Below are 21,839 nucleotides of genomic sequence, written 5' to 3' on the forward strand. Positions count from 1 at the left end.
CTGACGGGTGTAACGATCTACTTGACGAAGGAGAAATGGACCTGCTTTTCGCTTTATTGGAGTAGTTGCTTTATCTTGCAGTAACTTTAAAAACATAGGCCTTTTGAGTTTTTCTTGAAGTGTGAGAACTCCTCGAAAATACACAAAAGGCCTAATTTTTTGTCATCGCCAAAATTCGGGATGACTCATGTTATCGTCTTCTGCTTTGCATCCCGCGACCGCGCCCCAAAGCCGATAATTTGATGTCCACCCTCCAGCTTGAATCCATCAAATACTGCCCGTCGGCTCGCTACTGAACAATAGCACCAAATCCCAAATGGCTGCGCTGACTTGTTCCGCTTTCTCGGCAGCCAGGCATTGGTCGCCGGTTTGCAGAATGGCTTCAAACTTCTCCAGCGCAACTTCAACGCTGGCGTGGGCTAGCTCGAAGCGTTCCATATCGATCGGTGCCTCCGGGCCGTACATCCTATCGTGGGGCATAATGGAACGAACCCGCCGCCAGGTATTCCGGACGTCTTTTGCGTAATTGCTGAACCCCGTCCATTCAAGGGAGCAAAGGTCTGGCTCGCCAACGGCGTGTTTCACCTCAACCCAAGTGATCAGGAAATCATAGATTGCCCCGATGTATAGCTCGTGCATGGTCGCCGGGCTGGCGGCGGTAAGTTCATACGTCGCCCGGTCGAGCTGAATGCCGGCCAATTCGAGGTTGGCTGCTTCAATTGACTCACGGGCCTCTGCATAAACCCACGCCGCCTGATCAAGGTGGTAGCGAATGTTCTCGGCCCGTTCTTCACTCAACGGCCGTTGCCAGGTGGTCCTTAGTTGAACCAGCGTTTTGTCCAGTTGGCGGGCCGCCGTTTTTGCTGCCGTCGGCTCCTCGGTATGGATGGCGTAGAACAAGTCAACGTAAGCTTGCTCGGCTTGTCGGCCACTGGCCAGCTGTTCGGGCGTACAGGCATAAAGCAGGCAACTGGTCAGGAACAGCAGGAAGAGACGGGGTAAAGACATGCTTAAGTAGGTTTTTTGTCGGCATAAAGATCCATGGCGTCTTTAGCCACCTCGTCTTCGCCACCGTGCAGTACAAGAATTGGTTTGTTGGAGCGGAGGGCGAGGTTTTGTGTCAGGCTAGCGCGAAGAAACGCGCGCCAATGGCCATGGAGCTTATTGACGATAACCACCAGGTTAGCCTTCTCTTTGTCTGCGTATTCCAGTAAACCCTTGGTGATGTCGGTTTCATTAACAGTGACAACCTTAAAGGGGTAATTGTTCCCTGATTTACTGGCCGTTAGCTTCTCCATCAACCGCCAGGGCACAAACTTGAGGGGGCCGTATTGGTTTGGCCATTCTACGTGAACGAAGTGGACGGTAGCGCGGTATTTTTCTGCCAATTGCTCGATCTGCCAAAGTGGGAAAGATTGGGCGGCCAGGTGGTTATTTGCTACAACAATGCGTTCAAATGGACTAAAGTTGACCTCTGGAGGTACCAGGTAAACCGGGCGGTTACAGGCTTCGCTGACCGTGGTCGAAGTGCTCCCTAACCACTTGTCCATAAGCTTAGCCTTGCTACGTGGGGCCATTACTACGGCCACAATGTCACTTTCCTCTGCCCGCTCAATAATGGCATTAGGGGTGTTAAAGGTTAAAGCGCATTCGTAAAATATCTCGACGCCTCTGGGTGGTTCCACCAGGTGGTAACCGATACCGTCTCCACTTGGGTAGGCAAACTGACGCATACGCTGGATGTAACTATCGTAAATGCTTCCGTCTCCTGAAAAAACGAGTGGTTGGTTAGGATCAATAGAACTTGAGTAATAGTGAACGAGGACGACGTTGCAGCCCATGTCCTGTGCAAGGTGCAAGCCATACCGATATGCGTTGTGGCAGGGCAGGCTGAAATCAACGGGTATGAGAATATTTGGCATGGTAGCTAGCAGTTTTGTGTACTACAAAGTTCTGTTTCGCGTTACTGAGTCCCATTGATTTACGTCAGTAGGAGAGATGACTTTCATCATGGCCTGCATCCGCTCTTGTAGTGATATTTGTTGTGAACCAAACCAGTGACCAATGAACCAGATTAAATCCATTTTGGTGCCTGTAGATTTTTCCGCCATTGCTCGAAATGCCTTTCGGTATGCCTTGCAACTTGGGGATCATCTGGAGGCTTCCATAACGTTGTTGTACACCGTCCCTCCTGCTTCAGCGGTACCTGATCATGCGCCTTTTGCGGTCTCTTTTGTGGAAGAGCTGCAGGAAGAAGCGGCTCTTGGTATCCGGCAGTTTATGAACACTGAGATCAAAGCACTCAGTGGCCAACTTCAGCGGGAGCCCAAAGTTAATTGCGTGGTTGCTGTAGGTGACCTGCGACACACCATTCGGGACAAGGCCGGTGAAATGAACAACGACCTCATCGTAATGGGGACGCATGGCCAGCATGATGTTTGGGATAAGCTGCTGGGGACCAATACCACTTTTTTGCTTAAGCGTTCGCCATTGCCGTTGCTGATTGTTCCCAACGGTGTGAAATTCACGCCCTGCAAACTGCTCTGCTATGCAACGGACCTGCAGCATGTCGATGCTTCTCAAGTAAAGCGACTCCTGGATGCCTTCTCTGTATTCCATCCCGATCTGCACTTCCTGCACGTATTACCACCTGAAAAGGAGCAAACAGCCTACGACCTCGGTCGGCTCCGGGAGCTTTTCGGGAATCCCAATGCAGCTACAAAAACTACGTTTGCCACCGTAAATAACAAAGAGGTTTTTAGCGGCATCAACGACTATGTCTCCCGAAACCACTGTGATCTGGTCTTTATGCACCGGCCTGAGTACAGCTGGCTGGAAGATTTATTCAGATCCAGCAACACCCGTGAGGCAGCGCTTAAAGCCAATTTCCCTTTACTCATCTTCCGCCAGGAAGACGTGTAGATGGTGAAAAGCGCCCGAATCCCCAAGGCTCTAACCCATGGGCGTTTCAAGACTGATTATCATTGGCCGTTAGGCCGCTTGTAGCCTCGGTCAATACCAAAGCCAGGCCGGTCGGGTGGCTTGGAAAGAAACTGCCCCTTCTCGCCTGGTTGTGAGAAGGGGCAGCATACTTTTAAGATGTGCAAGGTCGAAGTCGTCTCTCCGGAGAAGGATTCCCAAAATATACCCAACCCTGAATAAATAAAATTACAGCGGCTCCGCGCCAGGGTAAGCGACGATCACGGCCACGTAATCAAGGAAGGCGGATTTGACGGCCTCCGAAGGGGCTAATAGAATGGTATGGTCGGCTTCGTCTAGGAGTTGACCGAAGTTCTCCAGTGCCTGTGTCAACGCCAGCGCACTATGTTCTGCAGACGTACTATTGTTACCAATACCAGGGAAGACAAGGTCGTGGTGCAATGGCCGTGTCTTTTGAAAGGATCGCCACTGGCTATCTGCCTGCTCATAAAGCGCTTCAAATTCTTTCCATTCCAGCAGGCACATCATTTGGTCCGCGCACGTTTCCCCCACCTGATCCCAACTGTAAATGAACTCATACAAATGATCCGCCGGATGGACGATCCCGTAACGCGGTCGCAGGGTTTTTAACTGGTTCTGAAGATGCTGGATGTTAACCAAGGCATTTTGGGGCTGGTTATTGGTAAAAGCAATGTTAAGGTTGTTTGTCCAAAGGTTGACCAGGCTTACAGAACGTTTTTCCGCTTCGGTCAATAAGGCCAAACGAAATTTTTGCCGCAGCTTTCCCCACTTCGCCTGCGCCGATTGGTGGTAACTGCTGGCGATCGTTGAGTCACCTCGCTCCAGGGCAATCCACGTGATGAGCAGATCGCGCTCAAGTGGTGCCACTTCGACCAACTGGTCATTGGTGCAGGAGGATAGCATCAGGGCTAAAACAAGGGCTGGGAGCAGGTACAGGCATTTCATCGGTGAGGGCTTTGGAGTAGTGGAATCGTTTGGAGCGACTGGGGAATCCTTTGCTATTCGAAACAAGCAGGTTTAGCTGTGGATTTTAATATTCTCCAATCGGTACTACCAGCACTGGTACGGCGCTACTTGAAAGCAGGGGAGCGGTGTCAGAACTGATGAACAGCCGTTTGAAGAAGCCGCGTTTCCGGCGTCCTAAAACAAGGAGGTCAACGTTTTCTTTCAGGGTGTAATCGGTCAGTTTATCTGATGCCAGGCCGTGAGAGAGCATGTCGAGCTCTACGGGGTAGCCCGGCCAACTGGAGTCCATTACTACTTGTAACAGTTCAAGTTCAACCTTGACCTCTTCGCTGGAATCGATATCCTGAACGTGTACAAAGCGAATCTCGGGTTTCAGCGCTTTGCGTAAAAAATCCATGCCTGCGCAGGTTTCTTGGAGCGGGGCAACTTTCTCAAAGGAAATGGAAATCACCCTAATATCGGGCTTGCCATACCCCGGTGGAATCAGGAAAACCGGACAGGCGGCCTTCATCGCTACGGAACGGGCAACGCTGCCGAAAACGGGAGATATCGTCGTTACCCTGCCGGAACCAACGCCACCCATAACGATCAGCACAACGTCCTCGTCCTTACTGGCTTCGACTATGGCATCTGTGGGCGAACCGACCACTTCACTGGATTTTATGATCGGCAAGGTATTTGTTGAACCTTCACCGTTACCCGTGAAGTTGACGGGGTCGGTATGGAAACGGACAAATGCATCAATGGCTCGTTGGGCTTGCATCCGGGCGGCCATATTGCCCTTTTTTTCAACCAGGCGGTCTGTCTCGCCATAACCATCGTGAATGTGCAGCACTTCAAGATCAAAACCAGTAGCACCCGCAAGGTAGCTCGCATAGTTAAGGGCAACTCCTGAGGTTTCGGAAAAGTCGGTGGGAACAATGATCTTAGGCATAATGGAATAGAATTGGTGCAGTGTAAAATTGCACTTTAACTAGCCGGGAAACGCTGCTTTTTATCATTGGGTGCCATGATGTATTTCGTAGCCATTCTGGCAAGTCAGACAGATATTTACTGAAAATTGAACGACTATGTCGGTTAGCTATTGGTTTCTGTTGTTGGCCCTGTTGGCCGAAATTGTGGGGACCATTGGTGGGTTCGGTTCCTCAGTCTACTTTGTCCCACTGGCTAATATTTATTTTGATTTTCAGACTGTACTTGGCCTGACTGCAGTTTTTCACTTGGCCAGTAACGTGAGCAAAATAGCTCTTTTCCGGAAAGGGGTGGACCGAAAACTGATCCTTTACATTGGCCTGCCTTCAGTGGTTTTTGTGATCATCGGAGGCTTGCTCTCCAAGGTGCTTTCTTCCATTTGGCTCGAGGTAGCACTTGGTGTCTTTCTAGTGGCCTTCAGCCTGCTCTTTCTGATTAAGCGGAGGCTGGAAATTGAACCAAGACCAAGGCCAGCAATGATTGGCGGCGCACTTTCGGGGTTCACCGCAGGGTTGCTTGGGTCAGGTGGGGCTATCCGAGGGGTGACGATGGCAGCTTTCAATTTGGAGAAAAGTACATTCATTGCCACGTCGGCCGTAATTGACCTGGCTATTGATGCCACGCGTACAGTCGTCTATTATCAAAACGGATACATTGGTACGGATGCATGGAGGTACCTCCCGTATTTATTCGTCATTGGGTTGGTAGGAACCTGGCTTGGCAGGCTTATTCTCCAGAACATTCCCCAAGACTCTTTCCGCCGTTTGGCATTATTTCTAGTGCTGGGCATCGGTCTGCTCACTTTGGTGAGTTTGTGGGTAACGTAGGCATTCAGATGGCGCGGTCGCAGGTGCCACGAACGTAGAAGGGCAAAGAATGGCCGCCAGCCATGCTTTGCTTTTCCGGCCCTTATTTTGCACCCGCGGCCGCGCCCTTCTGAAGTCACACGGTCAAAAAAAACGGGGAGCCGAACAGTATCCTGAAGTCCGACAACCCGACAACCCGACAACCCGACCTAAAAGTCCCCGCCACCATCACCGCTCTTCTGGTCATCATTCTTTACCCGAGACCGCCGGTTCTGGGTTTTAAAGTCAATCTGCCCGAATTTGTGGGTAAGGTTCAGCCCGAAGCTACGGAAGGGAATGCTGAAGGAGCTCAGCTGACTGAAGGTTGGTCCGCTGAGTTCCGAAATGAAATCTTTGTTCTCATTCCAGGGCTCGATCACCCGAATACCCAGGCTGGTACGTTCGCTGACGGTCCAGTTAGCCCCGATACTGATGATGCTGAAACTTGCCGTTGCCCCCTGCAAACTTTGGTTGCGGTTACGGAAAAAGCTGAACAGGTCGAGCCTTACCTTCTTGGAGAACTCGTAACTGCCCCCCACATTGCCACTAATGACGTTGGCCGACCGTGTCAGCTGCTCGCCTCCGGCAAAGCCCGTTCCGTTGTACCGGCCGTAGTTGAAGCTGCCGCGCAGCTGCAACTTTTTCCATAGCTTGAAGGAGGTGAAAATATTAGCTCCGTACGTGTCTGAACTACCGATGTTCAGGTAAGTAGTTGTGCTGGAAATACCGTCGTCGCTGAGCTGAAGGAACTGTTCAATCAAGTCATTAGTTTGGCGTAAATAGACCGCACCGTTCAGTACTACTCCCTTTACGTAGGTGTTGTAAGCTACTTCGTATTGACGTACCCGCTCCGGCTCCAGGCTGGGGTTGCCGATGGTCAGTGTATTGGGATCAGAAATGGCGGTAAAAGGATTGATGAAGAACAAGCTGGGCCGCTGGATCCGTTCATTATAGCTGGCCTTGATGTTACTGAACTGACTGAGCTTCCGATTGAGGATGATGCTGGGAAGCAGGTTCTGGTAGCTGTTGTCGAAACTCGGATTTTCACTTCTGAAATCTCCACCAATCTCGGTTACCTCGTAACGGGTACCGGCTACGAGGCCCCACTTATCACCGAGGCTGACGTTGAAGGAGACGTAGCCGGCGTATACATCCTGATCGTAAAGGAACAAGTCGGTAAGCCGGGTGTCTGTAATGAATTCCGATTGATCTGTTGCCTTTACCTGCGTAAAGTAGTCGCTGTCGATACGGCGAATGACGGCTTTGACCCCCGTCTCCATTTTTACCTTAGTACTGAAGGGGTGCACGTAGTCGACCTGGCCGGTATATTCCAGGTTAAGGCCTTCGTTTTCGTTGATGATGTCCCGCTGGTAAATGGCAAGATCTCCGGTCTGGTCCACCAGGTTCTCAGTGAGGCTCTCCTGGCCACTTACCTGGAAGGCAAAAATGAGCTCCTTATCCTTCTGGTCAGGGAATGTTTTTCGGTAGTCCAGTGTGGCATCGAATCCACCGCCGCTGGTGAATCCGTCATTGAAACGACTGAATTCGATAAGGTCGGCATTGCCGAAGTTGTCGATGTTGCCATTGGTGATGCCTTCACCGCCACGCCGCCGGCTGTTGTAGCGGCCACTAAGGTTGAGGCTGTTGTAGGCATTGAAATCGTAAAAGGCGCCAAGGTTTCCGTTTAGCCCCAGGTAAGTGGATTCGTTGATCCCACGCTGGGTAAGCTGTCGGATGGGGGAGCCATTGGCGAGATCCGTCCGGTCAAACTCGATCTCCGAATCCCGGGGCCAGCTCCAGCGGCCGTTCAATCCGCCATTAAGACCAAAACGGCCCATCAAAGCATTGAGGTTCAGGCCGCCACTGTTTTGGCGGGTACCGATGCTGGAATTGACGGAGCCGGTAAATCCCTGTGCTTCTTTCTTTTTGGTGATGATGTTAATGATGCCACCCGAGCCTTCTCCGTCGTAGCGGGCAGAAGGGGAGGTGATGACCTCCACGCTCTTGATCTGGTCAGAAGGGATAGACTTCAGGGCGTCGGCAACGCTTGCCGCAAAAATGGAGGAGGGGCGGCCATTGACGAGGATCTGTAGGTTCGAAGAACCCCGGAGGCTGACGTTGCCTTCCAGGTCAACGCTGAGCAGGGGGACCTTTCGTAGTACATCGCTCGCGTCACCACCCTGGTTGGTGGCATCCTTGTCGGCGTTGTAGACCATTTTGTCGATCCGGTTTTCCACCAAAGAAGCTTCACCGGTCACTTCAATAGCGTCAAGAGCTATGGCGTCGGCTTCCAGGATTATTTTGCCGAGGTCCAGGTCCGGGTTTTTGGGCGTAGTCTCTACGTCAGTCAGTATTTTCTCTTTGTAGCCGATAAAGCTAACCTTCATTTGGTACTTACCCGCAGGTATGTCCGCAAGCTTAAAGGTGCCATCGACCTCGGAGATGGTGCCGGTTATCTGCTTACTGCCGTCGGCAGACAGCAAGACAACTGTAGCAAATTCTACAACCTCTCCAGTGGTGGCATCCGTAACTTCCCCCTTGATGGTACCCTTTATGGCTGGGGCACCACCTCCCGGACCACCGTAGGAACTTGCTGGTCGTTGGCTATTCAGACTAATAGAAATGAATAATAAACTTAGTGGTAGAATCAGTCGAATTAGTGTCATGCCTACAAAAGATTTATTATATAATTTTGTTCAGTCATTTTTTACATACTGTGTCCGCTTAAGGTATCCGATAACCCGACAACTTGAAAACCCGACAACTAGATTTCACATCCACCAGCAGTCCTGCCAGTCGGTGAACATATGAAACAGTAAGCCAACCGCAATGATTCGAACAGGCTTCCAAAACCACATCAGGCAATAAGCGCCAATGGCAGGGTAGGTGTGTAACCAATGAAAGCCAATGCTGCAGCGATCAGGGGCAAATACGGGTACCGCTAACAGATGATCTAAATCCACCAGCATGGTGGCAAGCATAATTAACCAGGCCTGCTGCCAGCGGTCCCTAAAGAAAACCCAGGCGATAAGGCCAGGAGCCAGCAGGTGGAGGCTGTAGTGGAGGGTGGTCTGTAGCATTTAGGATCTAGTGTTCAGCGATTAGTATTCAGGTTTCAGCGTCCAGGATGTGCAAATTGAAGAAGTGAGCTGGACTTCGTTTGGGGCCCGTTTTCGCTCAATGAGCGAAGCCGAGGCAACTATTCTTTTAACGAATAGTCCAATATACAGAAATAAGTATCTAGCCCTGAACCCTAATAACTGATTCCTAACCCCCTATCGGCGCAGAGAAGGATCCTGTCAATAAGAACCGCATCACGAAAACGAGTGCAATACTTATGGCCAGACCGAAGGTGACTTTTGCCAGATCTTTACCGATGTCTTTGAAGGCTGCTTTCAGGTTAAAGCGGCCGGGAAGCGTTTCATAGTACGCTACCGCAGCCCGGGCAATCATCACTCCGGCCATCAGAGGGACCATCCAGGGGATATCGGTGACGGCGTCGCGGAGGAAGACAACGTAGGCGATCAGGGCTACGATCACAAAGTTAAGCCCAATACCAGCGTAATGCATCGCCGGTGCCCGCTCAATGTCACTTGGCTCTTTGATCAGTTCTACGGTATATCGAATGGCAATCTCCCGCCCGGCCAGCAAGCCAAGGAATACCCAGGTCGTTGACATCGGAACATTACTAAACTCCTTGAAAAAGAGTAAGAGGATGCCATAAATAAAATCGACAATGGTAGCGGAGCGAATATCCGTAGTATTGGTCTTGGCTTTAACGATCTTCTGGATGTTGCCGCCTTTACTGTAGAAGATGACGGCCAACATGGTCAGGAGAATGGCCAATGATAGCCCAATTTCTATCCCCGTCAATGACCGGGGCAGGTAAACGTAAATATTGGCAAAATCCTGAATCAGCCATTGCCCCCATAAAAAGCCAGTGGAACACCACTGTAAAATGGTCCAGTTGCGCTTCTGGTTGGAGGTGATCTTATTGTCCATGAACCGCTTGTCGAGTAACTTGGTCACAAACTGCCATACGATAATGGCGAGGAGGAAGGCCAGCGCATAGCCAAGAACAGACTTAACGGTCATGTCTATGAGCCCTTTTGGCTTAAAGAAAGTAAGTACGAGGAAAGAAGTACTCACGGGAATCCCCGTCCGGGTCAGCAACATCAGCACGAGCGGAGGGAGCAGATAAGGCCAGCTCATATTATCAACAAAAGCGTACTTCTCCAGTCGACCGTAGCTCACGTCACCCCCATATTGATACCAGCCGTAAATGAGGGTGAAAGTGAGAATGGATCCTGCGAAGGCCCACAATACGTACCATGGGCGTTCTTCGTTTGAGGAAAGAAAAGTCCCCAGGGTCTGAATCGAATCGTTACCAACTACGGCATAACCGGCCAGGATAAAGCCCAGCCACATGATAATTAAAGTTGGATCCATTGAGTTCTTGCTTGAGGAGTTCGCTTAGGGGCGCGAAGATACCCGGTATTATTCCTCGAAAGGTTAACTGTAGGTTAAGTCCGCCCGCCACTAAATAGCCAAAATACTTGCCATTCGGATCAAAGCCTCCCTGGGCTTCTTCTCTTTATGGATGGCTTCTTCAAATGGACAGGTGAAAATTTCATCATTCACAATACCAATAGCGACGTTCTCCTCACCTTCCAGCAAACGGTTTACCGCATGGTGGCCGAGCCGGCTGGCCAGCACCCGGTCGAGCGCCGTCGGGGCTCCGCCCCGCTGCAGGTGACCAATGACGGTAACCTTTGGTTCCATACTAGCCAGCTCATCCTTGATCTTGTCAGCTACGCCCGCAGCACCGCCATTTGGGTGGCCTTCGGCCACAATGACCACACTGAACAACTTACCCCGGGCCTTATTCTTTTTCAGCACCGTCTTAAGGTCCTCAAGATTGGTTTCTGATTCAGGAATCAGGACACTGCTGGCACCAGAACCGATGGCTGTGTGTAGGGCGATGTAACCGGAGTGGCGGCCCATAACTTCTACGAAGAAGAGGCGGTTGTGGCTGTCGGCCGTATCACGAATCTTGTCAACCGCCTCGATGGCAGTATTGACCGCTGTATCAAACCCAATGGTATAGTCGGTGCCAAACAGATCGTTGTCGATCGTTCCGGGCACCCCGATAAAGGGGATGTCGTGCTCCTCGCTGAAAACCTTAGCACCGGTAAACGTTCCGTTACCGCCAATGGCAATACAGGCGTCGATGTCGTAGGCACGCAAATGTTCGGCGGCCATGGCTCTGCCCTCAGCGGTCATGAATCGTTTTGAGCGGGCGGTGCGAAGCACGGTTCCTCCACGTTGAATAATGTTGGCCACATCACGGCGTTCCATCCGCTTAAAGTGGCCATCGATCATGCCTTCGTAGCCACGTTCGATGCCGTAAACGTGCAACTTGTTCCAGGCGGCAGTTCTCACCACAGCGCGAAGAGCGGCGTTCATTCCGGGAGCATCACCTCCTGAAGTAAAAACGGCAATACGACGAATATTCTCTCTTTTCATTCTTTTCAATTGGGGTGGCAGTCAGGGCGACGCAAATCTAGTAGGTAAATCTGTGGTATTTCAGGTGATTGTTAGCACTTAAAAATCCAGATACCTTGTCAGATGACGCGTAGCATTTAAATAGCGCTCTCCCAGAGTAGGGTGGGGAGGCCTGGGAAGGGGCTTGCGATTTGATGTTCTATAAGTTCCCCCGGTGAAAATCTGCCAGGGCCTCAATTGGCTTATGTACAAATCTACCCACCTTCAGGTCACGCTCATGCATTGCTGCCAATAGAATTGGCTTGAAGTGGAAAGCAATCGATCCGATGAAACTAATGGGAACACCCAGGTGACCTCTGTATTTACGAACATGACGATCCAGGAATTCGGCAAAACTGGTAAAAACAATCTTTTGAATTAAAGGGTGCGATTGGTGTTCTCCCATAAACCGGGTGAAACTGGCCAGGTAAGTATTAGGAACGTCGGATTCATAGACTTTGTCCAAAATTACCGACTTGTCAATCTTAGCGTATTGCTCAAAAGCGTCGTTGAGCTCCTCGTCCAACTCCCGGTAGAAATAGGCCCGCAACAGCGCTTTACCTAAGTGGGAGCCACTTCCTTCATCGCCCAACATGAAACCGAGGTTGGTGACGTTGTCGGTCACATCGTCTCCGTCATAAGAGCAGGTATTGGAACCCGTTCCAAGGATGCAGGCAATACCTGGGTCATGACCGCAGGCCGCGCGAGCAGCACCGAGAAGGTCATGCATGACCAATACTTTTGCCTCCGGCCAGGCTGCCGAGATCCGATCTGAAATCACCTGCTTTCGCTTGTAGTCCCAGCAGCCGGCACCGTAATAGTGCACTTCTGCAGGCTTTAAACCAGGAAGCAAGTCCCTGGTAAGTTTTTTCATCTCTTCGTCGAAAAGTTCTTTGGGGTGTACAACCGGGTTGTAACCTTTTGTGTGGACGAACGAACTTTCACCGTCTTTTGCTACCCAGGCCCAATCTGCCTTCGTAGAACCGGAATCAGCGATCAATATCATGTGCAAACTTATTTGGCTTGTGAAGGTAGTGTATATTTTACACTAAGTGTTTTTTTTGGCGGGAACGCAGGTACAATGATCGGATAAGAGTAAGGGTATACCAAATTTTTGGGTTGGAAAGTAGAGACTCTCTTATCTCCTCTAGGAGGAGTGAAAGCAGGGCAAGTCTAAACGTTAGTTGAGTTTTTAAAACAAAAATTGTATAAAAATGTATTTTTAAAAACATTTATGCTTAAATTTGTTTTAAACGGTACAGCTTTTCCCGTTTTGGTTGCAAAAAGAAAAAACATGTCTCTAAACAATACACCCCAATCCACCGCCTTCGGTCAGTGGGTAGCTAAAGTCTTTGACTATGCCTTTCACTACAGTGTGGAAATCCTACTCATTGTGCTGATCCTTTACATCTGCATCAGCCGAGGTCTGACCTTTAGTATAGATGTTTACGATCCGATCGAGCCAACGGCCGGCACGGCACTCTCCGAAGCTTCGATTGCCGGTGGCTGGTTGGACGGGGTAGGGCGGTCGGCTACCGCGCTGCTGGCCTCTTTCTCTGATCCGGTCCCTGAACCCGTGATTGGGGAACGCACCGTTGCTATTGATGCAGCACATGAAGGATTCAATGAAGTTGCGCCAACCAGTGACCCCGCTCCTCACATCAGCAATTTGACTTTGGTGCTTAGCCCCGACTACGGCGAACGGAAAAAGCTTCCTCCCAACATCATCAAAGCCAAGAAGGATCGCGTGCAAAATTACCTGAAGCGGTACAGTGAAATTGCTCAGAAAGAAATGGTCGACTTCGGTATACCAGCAAGCATTACGCTGGCACAGGGCTTATTGGAGTCTAATGCGGGAGACAGTAAGTTGGCCGTAAACTCAAATAATCACTTCGGAATCAAATGCCGAAAGAAATGCCTGGGTTGTACCTGCCGAAACTACGGCGATGACACCCGCTACGATATGTTCCGTGTATTTACCTCCGCAGCGGAATCCTTTCGGGAGCACAGTGAGTTGCTAAATACCAGCCGGTACGCAAAGCTCAAAGCACATGGCAGTGATTACAAAAAATGGGCCCACGGCCTGAAGGCCTGTGGTTACGCTACCGACAAAAACTACGGGAATAAGCTGGTGAAGATCATCGAAAACCTTGGGCTGGACAGCTATGATCTTATGTAGAGCATTCGCTCTTCCACCTTTCTAATGAGATTCGCGCTATTTACTAATCATCATTGACTACTGACGCTTTACTACTGATAGCGTCAGCCCCATCCAACCAGTCCAGTACAATCTTATTAAACATCTTACGGTCCTCAAGATTACAGAGGTGTCCCTTGCCTTCCATAACGACCAATTCGGCCAGCGGCGCGTGCTTGTTAGCGTACCTTTTGGCAGCGTCGAGAAAGACGTGATCCTGGCTACCGTTTACCAGCAGGCTGGGCGTAATTAATTTAGTGTTGAAGAATTTCCGGACGACGGAGAAGAAGTCTTTGTAAAGCCCCAACCATTTCAGAAATTCTCCTGGTTTAAGCTTCAACGATTGTTTGCGGTATTGCTTTCGGCTAAAGGCGTGGTTCCTTCGTGGCATTACGATCAGGATGAAACCGTCGTATATCCAGCGAAACGGAACGAAATAGCTCAGGAATTTGCCGAAGTGGGCAAAGGTGCTGATCCGCCAGTCAGCTTTGAATACCCCGCCACACATGATCATTGTTTTCATCATGCCCGGGCGACGGTCGCTTAACTTTTGCAGGATGATGCTACCCAGGGACAGGGCGATAAAGTGCGCAGTGGTGACCCCCGCATGATCAATGGCCCTAAGTAAATCGTCGGTAATAATGTCAAAATTATAGGTTCGGTATTTTGGCACCAGGTCTTTGCTGTAGCCATGGTCTCGCATGTCTATGAGCAACAAGTTGTAATGGGGCGCAAAGCCTTCAATCTGGTATTTCCAGGTGAGGGAACTCCCTCCGGCCCCGTGGATGAAGATCATCCAGTCAGCATTGGGGTCGGCCAGATGGGTGGTGTAATGAAGGAGGTTCTGCAAGTTAGCTGGTTTTGTGGGCACCGGCGGTAAAGGTAATACTTCCCCCTAAGGTTAAGCCATCATCATGAATTGCCTGTTATTTCAGGTGATGATTTGGTAGACGCGCTGGTTCAATTCTCCATCATTTACTGAATGAATTACCTAATGCAGGCTCACTTTTTCAGACATAAAATGGACGGGAGGACTGGTTTAAAAAGCAGCTAATGACGTTCGTCGGTTTTTTGCTCACAGGGAGCGAGAAGCCTGATTTGAGGCTAAACCATACCACCAACCGAAATTGTTACCTTTGCCGGCGTGCCTGCAGTGGAGTTTTCCCTGCTCTTACAACCCCCGGCACTGCCCGCGATCACGCGGGCAATGCCGGGGCATGGCACCCGCGTTCGCGCCAACTAATTAGAAAGGACGTTCGCCTATTTTTACCTTATCAAGCCCCAAACGCATGAGCTTTTTCAAGAAGTTTTTTAACAAAGAGAAGAAAGAAGACCTGGACAAAGGCCTGGAAAAAACCAAAACCGGTTTTTTCGATAAGCTGAACCGTGCGGTTGCCGGAAAGGATACGGTAGATGAAGAGGTGCTGGATGAGTTGGAAAGTGTGCTCATTTCCAGTGATGTCGGGCTTGATACCACCATCAAAATCATTGAACGTATTGAAGCCCGGGTTGCCGAGGATAAATACGTTAATACGAACGAATTAAATAAGCTGCTGAGAAGCGAGATTGTTAATTTGCTCGCGGAGCAGAACGATCAGGACTACGAAGATTACGAAATTCCTCCCGTAGAAGGAGGGGGGCCGGCAATTATCCTGGTTGTTGGGGTCAATGGCGTTGGGAAAACAACCACCATCGGCAAAATTGCCAATCAATATCAACTTCAAGGTAAGAAGGTGGTGCTCGGTGCTGCGGACACCTTCCGTGCCGCTGCCGTCGATCAACTAAAGATCTGGTCGGAGCGGGTAGGGTGCGAATTTTACTCCAAAGGGATGTATACCGACCCCGCCGCAGTAGCCTACGAAACCACGAAATACGCTATTGATAACAATTGTGATGTGGCGATAATCGACACTGCGGGGCGTTTGCACACGAAATTTAACCTGATGAAGGAACTTTCTAAAATAAAGAGGTCCATCACCAAAGCACTTCCGTCCGCACCCCATCAGGTTCTTTTGGTCCTGGATGCCACTACTGGGCAGAACGCCATTGAGCAGGCGAAGGCTTTTACCGAAGCGACTGACGTTACTGCGCTGGCCCTCACTAAGTTAGACGGGACAGCTAAGGGCGGTGTAGCCATCGGAATCACCGATCAATTTCAAGTTCCGATCCGCTATATTGGCGTAGGAGAGGGTATTGATCACCTCCAAATCTTCAATAAAAAAGCCTTTGTGGATAGCCTGTTCGGCAACGAAATGAAAATTTCTTAGAAAAAATTTCCTTTTCTCGTGCACATTTATTAAAGTCAAAGGTTTAAGCCACCGAATCACGCAAACGAAAGGAGCCGATGACACCCGGCAAGGCGAAATCGACTCCGATTCTTTTGTGATGATTTGTGAACTACCGGTGACGACCACGGCAATGGTCTTTAACGGTGGATTACGATTTTTTACTCTCTAATTCAGCCTCCTTAATTCAGTGAACGGAAGGGGGAGACTGTCCACAAATTACACTATTATGTATAATAAAGTAACTCGATTACTAGGGGCCGTGCTATGTCTGCTGGCTCTGGTAACCACCTCACTCTCAGCACAAGGTACAACCTACGAAGTTAATTTCGCAAGTATTTCCTTTGTAAACATACAATTAAACGCTGACTGCTCCCGCAACCTCATTTATATGAATTTGCTGACCGGAGATGCAGATGTTGACCGGGACGGCCGCTTCCCTCCGCAGGAAGCATTCATTATTGAAATTGATGATGCTGACCCGTCGAATAACGAAATATTGGATGGCTGCGGTAGTTTCAACTACACCATCCGGCCAAATCCTGACAGCACGGTTGTCGGATTCACCTTTGGTCAGGGCACTATTACGGCGCGTGACGTTACACCGCCTACTCAATTCCTTACTGCCGGCGCAAACCCCGGCCCCTTCTTTACCACGCAGTTACAGGAACTTACGGTAAATTCTTTGCGCGGTGGCGTCTCTCGTTCCTTCACCCTCGATGGCCAATCTGGCATGCCGATAATGAGCACCCTTGATGGTGAACTCATGGTACGCTTGTTAGCCGGTGGTATGATCCCACGGTTCCGCGACGCCTGCTCCGACGTAAACGTTGTTGTTTCCGATGAAATTTTCATTGACGGCCCTTGTGGCGACATCATTATCACGCGATCCTTTACCGCTACCGATGATAGCGAGGACTGCTCCGCACCTGGATTCAGCAGCGGCGAAACGGTAGTCAGTTATGACATCGTTCTCCAACGCCCAACTATAGCTAACGTGCAGGCACCCAGGGAATTGGTCACTTACGAATGTAATGACCCAGCTCTTGCTAATGGGAACTTCCCCGATCCGAATCCCGAAGACTATCCGTTTATTAATACGCCTGATGGTCCGCGATACCTTGAATTTGTGTTTGGCAACGTTGGCTCGTCTTTCACCAACAGCGCTCCGGTAAACATCTGTACCAATACCATTAAGTACGTTCGTACCTACACCGTGATCGATTGGTGTGACACTGATAACGTACGCACCTTTAGCCAGCTGGTAAAAGTTGGGGACACCGGTGTGCCAACCATTACGCTACCTACCCAGGATAACAACTTTGACGGCCGCCCAGATCTCGGGCCACTGGTTTACAGCACCAACGCACCCGGTTGTGGCGCTTACATCAACACCCGCGCCAGCGGCTTGGATGTAACGGACGGATGCTCGGATGTGATGACCGTAACTGCCTTTGTTCTTTTCAACGGGTCTGAAGACAATGTCTCTGCACCAATTGATGTGAACTCCCCTAATCCAACCAATCGCCTGACCCCCTTCATTCCCGCCGGTGAACACACCCTGCGTTACCTGGCGATTGATGAATGTGGCAACGAAACTACTGCTGACCTCGATATTCTGATCGAAGACCGTTCGGGACCAGTAGTAATCGCTGAAGATGCGATCAATGTCGCGTTAAGTAATAATGGTTTCGCAACCGTAGCTGCCACGGACATCGATCGTGGTTCTTACGACGATTGTACGGGGGTTACCCTCGACATCGCTTTCGCCAACCCCGGTTCACTCATCGCAATTGGTGCCTTCGGCCCAACCATTACCCTCACTTGTATCGACGTGGGAGCTGTTCCAGTTATCCTGCGGGCTACCGATGCAAACGGGAATTCAAATACCCGGATGTCTATCATTAATGTGATCGATAACTCCGTACCGGTTTGTATTGCTCCGGGTAACGTAACGATTGACTGCGAGCAGGCAGATGATTTGCTGCCGGAAGACATCAACGCATTCTTCCTAGGGGACCGCCAGAGTACCATCATCCTGTTTGACGAATTGTTCGGCGCACCAACCAGTCTGGATAACTGTGGGAACGAGCAGTCGACGCAAGAAATATTTGCTAACATCAACGATTGCGGTACCGGTACCGTAACCCGTTCCTTCACCGTAACCGACTCCCGTGGCTTTGCTTCCGCTCCCGGTTGTGACCAGATCATCAGCATTCGCGGCATCCGGGATTACACCCTAGAATTCCCAGGGGACGCAGCTGCCACTTGTGGCAACAACCCCGTCTACGGTGACCTCGTGTACACTCCGCTGGGCTGTGATATGGTAGTCACGAACCTTACGGTAGACACTTTTTTCGCTACCTCAGACGCATGTTTTAAGCTTCGTCGGACCATTGAAGTCATCAACTGGTGTGAGTACGATGGCAACGGAGACTTCTATACTGTGCGTCGGGATGCAGATAATGACGGAAACTTTGATGAGCCTACATTCCTGCACGTTCTGCCAAATGGCAATACAGATCTGTCTGACGATGTAGCCGTTCTTGATCGGGACGCGAGCCGGGTGAATAACAATAACATTGGATTCCTTGACCTCGATGACCTGACCAGCGGGAATATCGATAATGACAACGATGGCGATTCTGGCTACGGAAATTCAGTCAGCCGCGGCGCCTTCCGTTACGTTCAATACGTGAAAGTATACGATAATACTGCACCGACGATCACGAACATCTCCTCCGACGTAACCAATAGTACTAACTGCGACGGTGGTGGTATCCAGATCGACTATACCGTTCTCGATGATTGTATCGGAGCTAATCTTAACACACAGGTGGAACTTGACCTCGACTACGTTCCCGGAAACGGATTTAACATCAGCCGGGTGCTCAACAGTGACGAAATTTTCTCTGACGGTGGCGGCAACTTTAATATTCTGCTGCCAAACCTGCCAATTGGTGAACATGCGATTCGTGCCCGGGCCACCGATGGTTGTGGTAACGTAAATGGCCGGATCATCCAGTTCAATATTGAAGACAACAGCGTAGTGACGCCGATCTGTGTAGGACGCCTGACCTTTGTCCTGCAAACTGATGGTGCAGGCGGTGGCCTGGCTATCGTGGAAGCCGACGACTTCGTGGTCAGCGCTAACGGCAACTGTATGAACCTGCCGCTGGAATACGCAGTCTACACCGAAGAAGAAACCAACGCACCTGGCTTTGAGCCCAGTACCGACCGGACCGATTTTCAGGTAACCTGCGAAGATGTTGGCGAAATTCCGGTCCGGGTATACGTCTTCACTCCTAATGGTAACAGCCACTTCTGTAATGCAATGGCAAGTGTGGTCACTTCCGCAACCGTAAGTTGTGCCGGCGCAGGTGTCGCCTCTATCTCCGGGTTCGTTACCTCGCCTCAGAATGAATTGCTGCGCGACGTCGAGGTGTCCATCAGCGATATGGCATCAATGAACGATAGGCAACTGACGGATGCCAACGGAAGTTTTCTCTTCCCGGCTCTTTTAGCGGGTGGCCAGTATATGGTGCAGCCACAGACCTCTAATGAGGTAGATATCCGCAGAGTCAAGACCAGTGATATTGCAACCATCGCAGCCCACGCTCTTGGCACCACGCCACTAACGGACCCTTACCGCCTGATTGCGGCCGATGTAAATGGAGACGGATATGTAGACATCACTGATATGTTAGCCATCAGCCGGATTATCATCGGCCTTGATGCAACTTATCCGAATAGCCCAACCTGGCGTTTTATCCGTCGGGATTTCGACCTCAACGGCCTGGAAGAAGGATGGAACCCGAGTATCTTCCCGACCAGCTACATGATCGAAGAGTTGCAGGGCCATAACCGCAATGCGGATTTCGTAGCCATTGAGATCGGTGATGTATTTGTCCAGCCAGAAGGCCGGGAGGCTCACGCACTCTATACTGAAGATGCGCTGCTTGAAGCAGGTGAGCGCTTTGACCTGAAGATTAATGCTGGCGAACTACAGGCCTTCCAGGGGACTTTTGATGTAGCCGAAGGCCTGGAGATCGAGAATTGGTCTTCACCATTGCTTGGACGTGGAAATGTGAATGATGCATACATGAACGACGGTTTACTGCCCTTCAGCTACCAGGCGGACGAAAGTCTGGAAGGGAAGGAAATTATCACCCTTCACTTGCGGGCGGCTACTGATTTACGGATTAGTGATTACCTTAGCGTCACGGATAGAATCACCTACCCGGAGGCTTATACTCCGGCAGGTAACACGGCGACCTTAAGCCTTGAATTCAGTGAGACCACGGGCGGTGACGGTATTGTACTTCACCAAAACTTCCCCAACCCGGCGGCCGCTCAGACCACCATCGTATTTGAATTGCCACAAGCCAGCGCAGTAGCACTGGAGGTGCACGATCTGCAGGGACGTCTCGTTGCCGCGAGAAACCTTGCAGGGCACATGGGCCGCAATACGGTGTCTTTCCGAACCGACGACGACCTGAATAATAGTACTGGTATTCTGACCTACACACTTACCGTGGGGCAGCAACGCCTTACTAAACGCATGACGGTGATTGCGCGCTAAACGCATGACCCAACGGCCACACTAATGGCCTTAAAGATTTAGAGAGTAGCGCGGCCCTGCCAGTCCATTAGGATTGGTGGGGCTATGCTCTTTTTAACGCCTCCTCCAACTTTTTCAAAAGTTATTTTCGGGATCAGGCGCGGTCGCAGGTGCAGTGGAAAGTTGAAAAGCAGCTACCGGAGGCTTTAAGGTCTGGTGTTTATTTGCCAATTTGAAAATGACCTGTTTGGTAAAGTGATCAAATTGCTGACAACCTTTGCCTCTGATAAGGCCGTTGCTGCAACTTCATTTCTTCTTAATGACCTATTTATACGAGTTGTCTTGTTAAGGTGAGAAACTGGAGATTTTCCCCGAAAAAGGGACGTTTTAGCCTGTCTTGAGGATAATCTGTCTATCCAAATACCAACCGGAAGGAGAAAATCCAATCTTAGTGAATAAGCACTAGGATTTATCAGGATAACTTCCTACCTTTGCGCTCGCTTTTCAAGGAGGTAGGCCTCTGGTAAACAAAAAAAGCGCAGCTAAAGCAAATAAACGTATGCCTACAATTAATCAGTTAGTCCGTAAAGGACGCAAGCAAATCGTTGAAGCGAGTAAGTCTCGTGCCCTCGATTCCTGTCCGCAGAAACGCGGTGTATGTACTCGTGTATACACGACAACGCCAAAGAAGCCAAACTCAGCGCTCCGTAAGGTTGCTAAGGTTCGTCTCACAAATGGCATTGAAGTGATCGCTTACATCCCCGGTGAAGGTCACAACCTGCAGGAACACTCTATCGTACTTATCCGTGGTGGTCGTGTAAAGGATCTTCCGGGTGTACGTTATACCATCGTTCGTGGTGCTCTTGATACGGCTGGCGTTGCCGATCGTCGTCAGGCTCGTTCTAAGTACGGTGCGAAGCGTCCAAAGAAATAATTTAATCAGTAAGACGAGTTCCCTTGAGTAGGGGCTCACCGGTGTACGGTTCAAATCCGACACCATCTGAAGCAACCAAGCTATGCGTAAAAGAAAACCAAAAGTACGAGTCATTGCTCCCGATCCCCGTTACGGAGATGCGATGGTGACTCAGTTTGTCAACATGCTCATGTACTCGGGTAAAAAGAGTACGTCCTTCCGTATCTTCTATGATGCGATGGACATCATCAAAGAGCGCGTTGCAAGCGAAGAAATCGACGAGTTTGAGGTGTGGAAACGCGCCCTCAACAACGCCATGCCTCAAGTAGAGGTACGCTCTAAGCGTATTGGTGGTGCCACCTTCCAAATCCCTACGGAGATCCGCGCAAAGCGTAAGATGTCCATTGGTATGAAGTGGCTCATCAAATTTTCACGCCAGCGTTCTGGTAAGGGTATGGCTGAGAAGCTGTCCTCTGAACTCCTCGCCGCCAGCCGCAACGAAGGCCTGGCAGTGAAGCGTAAGGAAGATACCCACAAGATGGCCGAGTCTAACCGTGCCTTCGCCCACTACGGAAGATAGAAGCTGATGAGTCAG

Annotated in this window: 17 protein-coding genes; 7 read left to right on the forward strand and 10 right to left on the reverse strand. The window is 50.3% G+C overall.

Annotated elements, in window-relative coordinates; genetic code table 11:
* Nucleotides 1–267 precede the first annotated feature (267 nt).
* Nucleotides 268–1,008 (reverse strand): hypothetical protein, encoded by a 741-nt coding sequence (locus B036_RS0121870; protein WP_020570875.1) that lies wholly within the window; start codon nucleotides 1,006–1,008, stop codon nucleotides 268–270.
* A 2-nt stretch (nucleotides 1,009–1,010) separates the two neighbouring features.
* Complete coding sequence (locus B036_RS0121875) at nucleotides 1,011–1,922, reverse strand: universal stress protein (RefSeq protein ID WP_020570876.1); 912 nt, start codon at nucleotides 1,920–1,922, stop codon at nucleotides 1,011–1,013.
* A 142-nt stretch (nucleotides 1,923–2,064) separates the two neighbouring features.
* On the opposite strand from B036_RS0121875, the gene B036_RS0121880 reads away from it, so the two are divergent.
* Complete coding sequence (locus B036_RS0121880) at nucleotides 2,065–2,922, forward strand: universal stress protein (protein ID WP_020570877.1); 858 nt, start codon at nucleotides 2,065–2,067, stop codon at nucleotides 2,920–2,922.
* 246 nt (nucleotides 2,923–3,168) lie between these two features.
* Here the strand turns inward: B036_RS0121880 and B036_RS0121885 are convergent, their stop codons facing one another.
* The gene (locus tag B036_RS0121885) at nucleotides 3,169–3,906 is read right to left on the reverse strand and encodes a hypothetical protein (RefSeq protein WP_020570878.1); all 738 of its coding nucleotides are present in this window, start codon (nucleotides 3,904–3,906) and stop codon (nucleotides 3,169–3,171) included.
* A gap of 85 nt (nucleotides 3,907–3,991) precedes the next feature.
* A complete protein-coding gene (locus B036_RS0121890; RefSeq protein ID WP_020570879.1) occupies nucleotides 3,992–4,861 on the reverse strand; it encodes a universal stress protein in 870 nt (289 codons plus the stop codon).
* Nucleotides 4,862–4,997: 136 nt separating this feature from the next.
* Here B036_RS0121890 and B036_RS0121895 point away from each other — a divergent pair, with 136 nt between their 5' ends.
* Nucleotides 4,998–5,726: a sulfite exporter TauE/SafE family protein gene (locus B036_RS0121895; RefSeq protein WP_020570880.1), complete on the forward strand. Its 729-nt coding sequence runs from the start codon at nucleotides 4,998–5,000 to the stop codon at nucleotides 5,724–5,726.
* A gap of 188 nt (nucleotides 5,727–5,914) precedes the next feature.
* Here B036_RS0121895 and B036_RS0121900 read toward each other — a convergent pair whose 3' ends face one another.
* From B036_RS0121900 to B036_RS0121920, 5 genes are all read right to left on the reverse strand, one after another.
* Nucleotides 5,915–8,410, reverse strand: coding sequence for a TonB-dependent receptor domain-containing protein (locus tag B036_RS0121900; protein WP_020570881.1), 2,496 nt, complete (start codon nucleotides 8,408–8,410; stop codon nucleotides 5,915–5,917).
* A 105-nt stretch (nucleotides 8,411–8,515) separates the two neighbouring features.
* Nucleotides 8,516–8,824: a DUF6122 family protein gene (locus tag B036_RS0121905; RefSeq protein WP_020570882.1), complete on the reverse strand. Its 309-nt coding sequence runs from the start codon at nucleotides 8,822–8,824 to the stop codon at nucleotides 8,516–8,518.
* A 187-nt stretch (nucleotides 8,825–9,011) separates the two neighbouring features.
* Nucleotides 9,012–10,193: a hypothetical protein gene (locus B036_RS0121910; RefSeq protein WP_044103506.1), complete on the reverse strand. Its 1,182-nt coding sequence runs from the start codon at nucleotides 10,191–10,193 to the stop codon at nucleotides 9,012–9,014.
* Nucleotides 10,194–10,283: 90 nt separating this feature from the next.
* Nucleotides 10,284–11,270 (reverse strand): 6-phosphofructokinase, encoded by a 987-nt coding sequence (gene pfkA / locus B036_RS0121915; protein WP_020570884.1) that lies wholly within the window; start codon nucleotides 11,268–11,270, stop codon nucleotides 10,284–10,286.
* Nucleotides 11,271–11,448: 178 nt separating this feature from the next.
* A complete protein-coding gene (locus tag B036_RS0121920; protein ID WP_020570885.1) occupies nucleotides 11,449–12,294 on the reverse strand; it encodes a hypothetical protein in 846 nt (281 codons plus the stop codon).
* A gap of 288 nt (nucleotides 12,295–12,582) precedes the next feature.
* Here B036_RS0121920 and B036_RS32500 point away from each other — a divergent pair, with 288 nt between their 5' ends.
* On the forward strand, nucleotides 12,583–13,467 hold the full coding sequence (locus tag B036_RS32500; protein ID WP_157472306.1) for a glycoside hydrolase family 73 protein: 885 nt from the start codon (nucleotides 12,583–12,585) through the stop codon (nucleotides 13,465–13,467).
* A gap of 43 nt (nucleotides 13,468–13,510) precedes the next feature.
* Here B036_RS32500 and B036_RS0121930 read toward each other — a convergent pair whose 3' ends face one another.
* Nucleotides 13,511–14,335, reverse strand: a complete 825-nt coding sequence (locus B036_RS0121930) for an alpha/beta fold hydrolase (protein WP_020570887.1) — start codon at nucleotides 14,333–14,335, stop codon at nucleotides 13,511–13,513.
* A gap of 439 nt (nucleotides 14,336–14,774) precedes the next feature.
* On the opposite strand from B036_RS0121930, the gene ftsY reads away from it, so the two are divergent.
* The 4 genes from ftsY (at nucleotide 14,775) to rpsG (ending at nucleotide 21,824) form a co-directional block, all read left to right on the forward strand.
* Nucleotides 14,775–15,752 (forward strand): signal recognition particle-docking protein FtsY, encoded by a 978-nt coding sequence (gene ftsY, locus B036_RS0121935; RefSeq protein WP_020570888.1) that lies wholly within the window; start codon nucleotides 14,775–14,777, stop codon nucleotides 15,750–15,752.
* A gap of 409 nt (nucleotides 15,753–16,161) precedes the next feature.
* Complete coding sequence (locus B036_RS0121940) at nucleotides 16,162–20,352, forward strand: T9SS type A sorting domain-containing protein (RefSeq protein ID WP_169435088.1); 4,191 nt, start codon at nucleotides 16,162–16,164, stop codon at nucleotides 20,350–20,352.
* A gap of 538 nt (nucleotides 20,353–20,890) precedes the next feature.
* Nucleotides 20,891–21,265: a 30S ribosomal protein S12 gene (rpsL, locus tag B036_RS0121945; RefSeq protein WP_026232226.1), complete on the forward strand. Its 375-nt coding sequence runs from the start codon at nucleotides 20,891–20,893 to the stop codon at nucleotides 21,263–21,265.
* Nucleotides 21,266–21,347: 82 nt separating this feature from the next.
* Nucleotides 21,348–21,824, forward strand: a complete 477-nt coding sequence (rpsG, locus tag B036_RS0121950) for a 30S ribosomal protein S7 (RefSeq protein ID WP_026232227.1) — start codon at nucleotides 21,348–21,350, stop codon at nucleotides 21,822–21,824.
* Nucleotides 21,825–21,839 lie beyond the last annotated feature (15 nt).

This window comes from Neolewinella persica DSM 23188, assembly GCF_000373105.1.
Taxonomy (GTDB): domain Bacteria; phylum Bacteroidota; class Bacteroidia; order Chitinophagales; family Saprospiraceae; genus Neolewinella; species Neolewinella persica.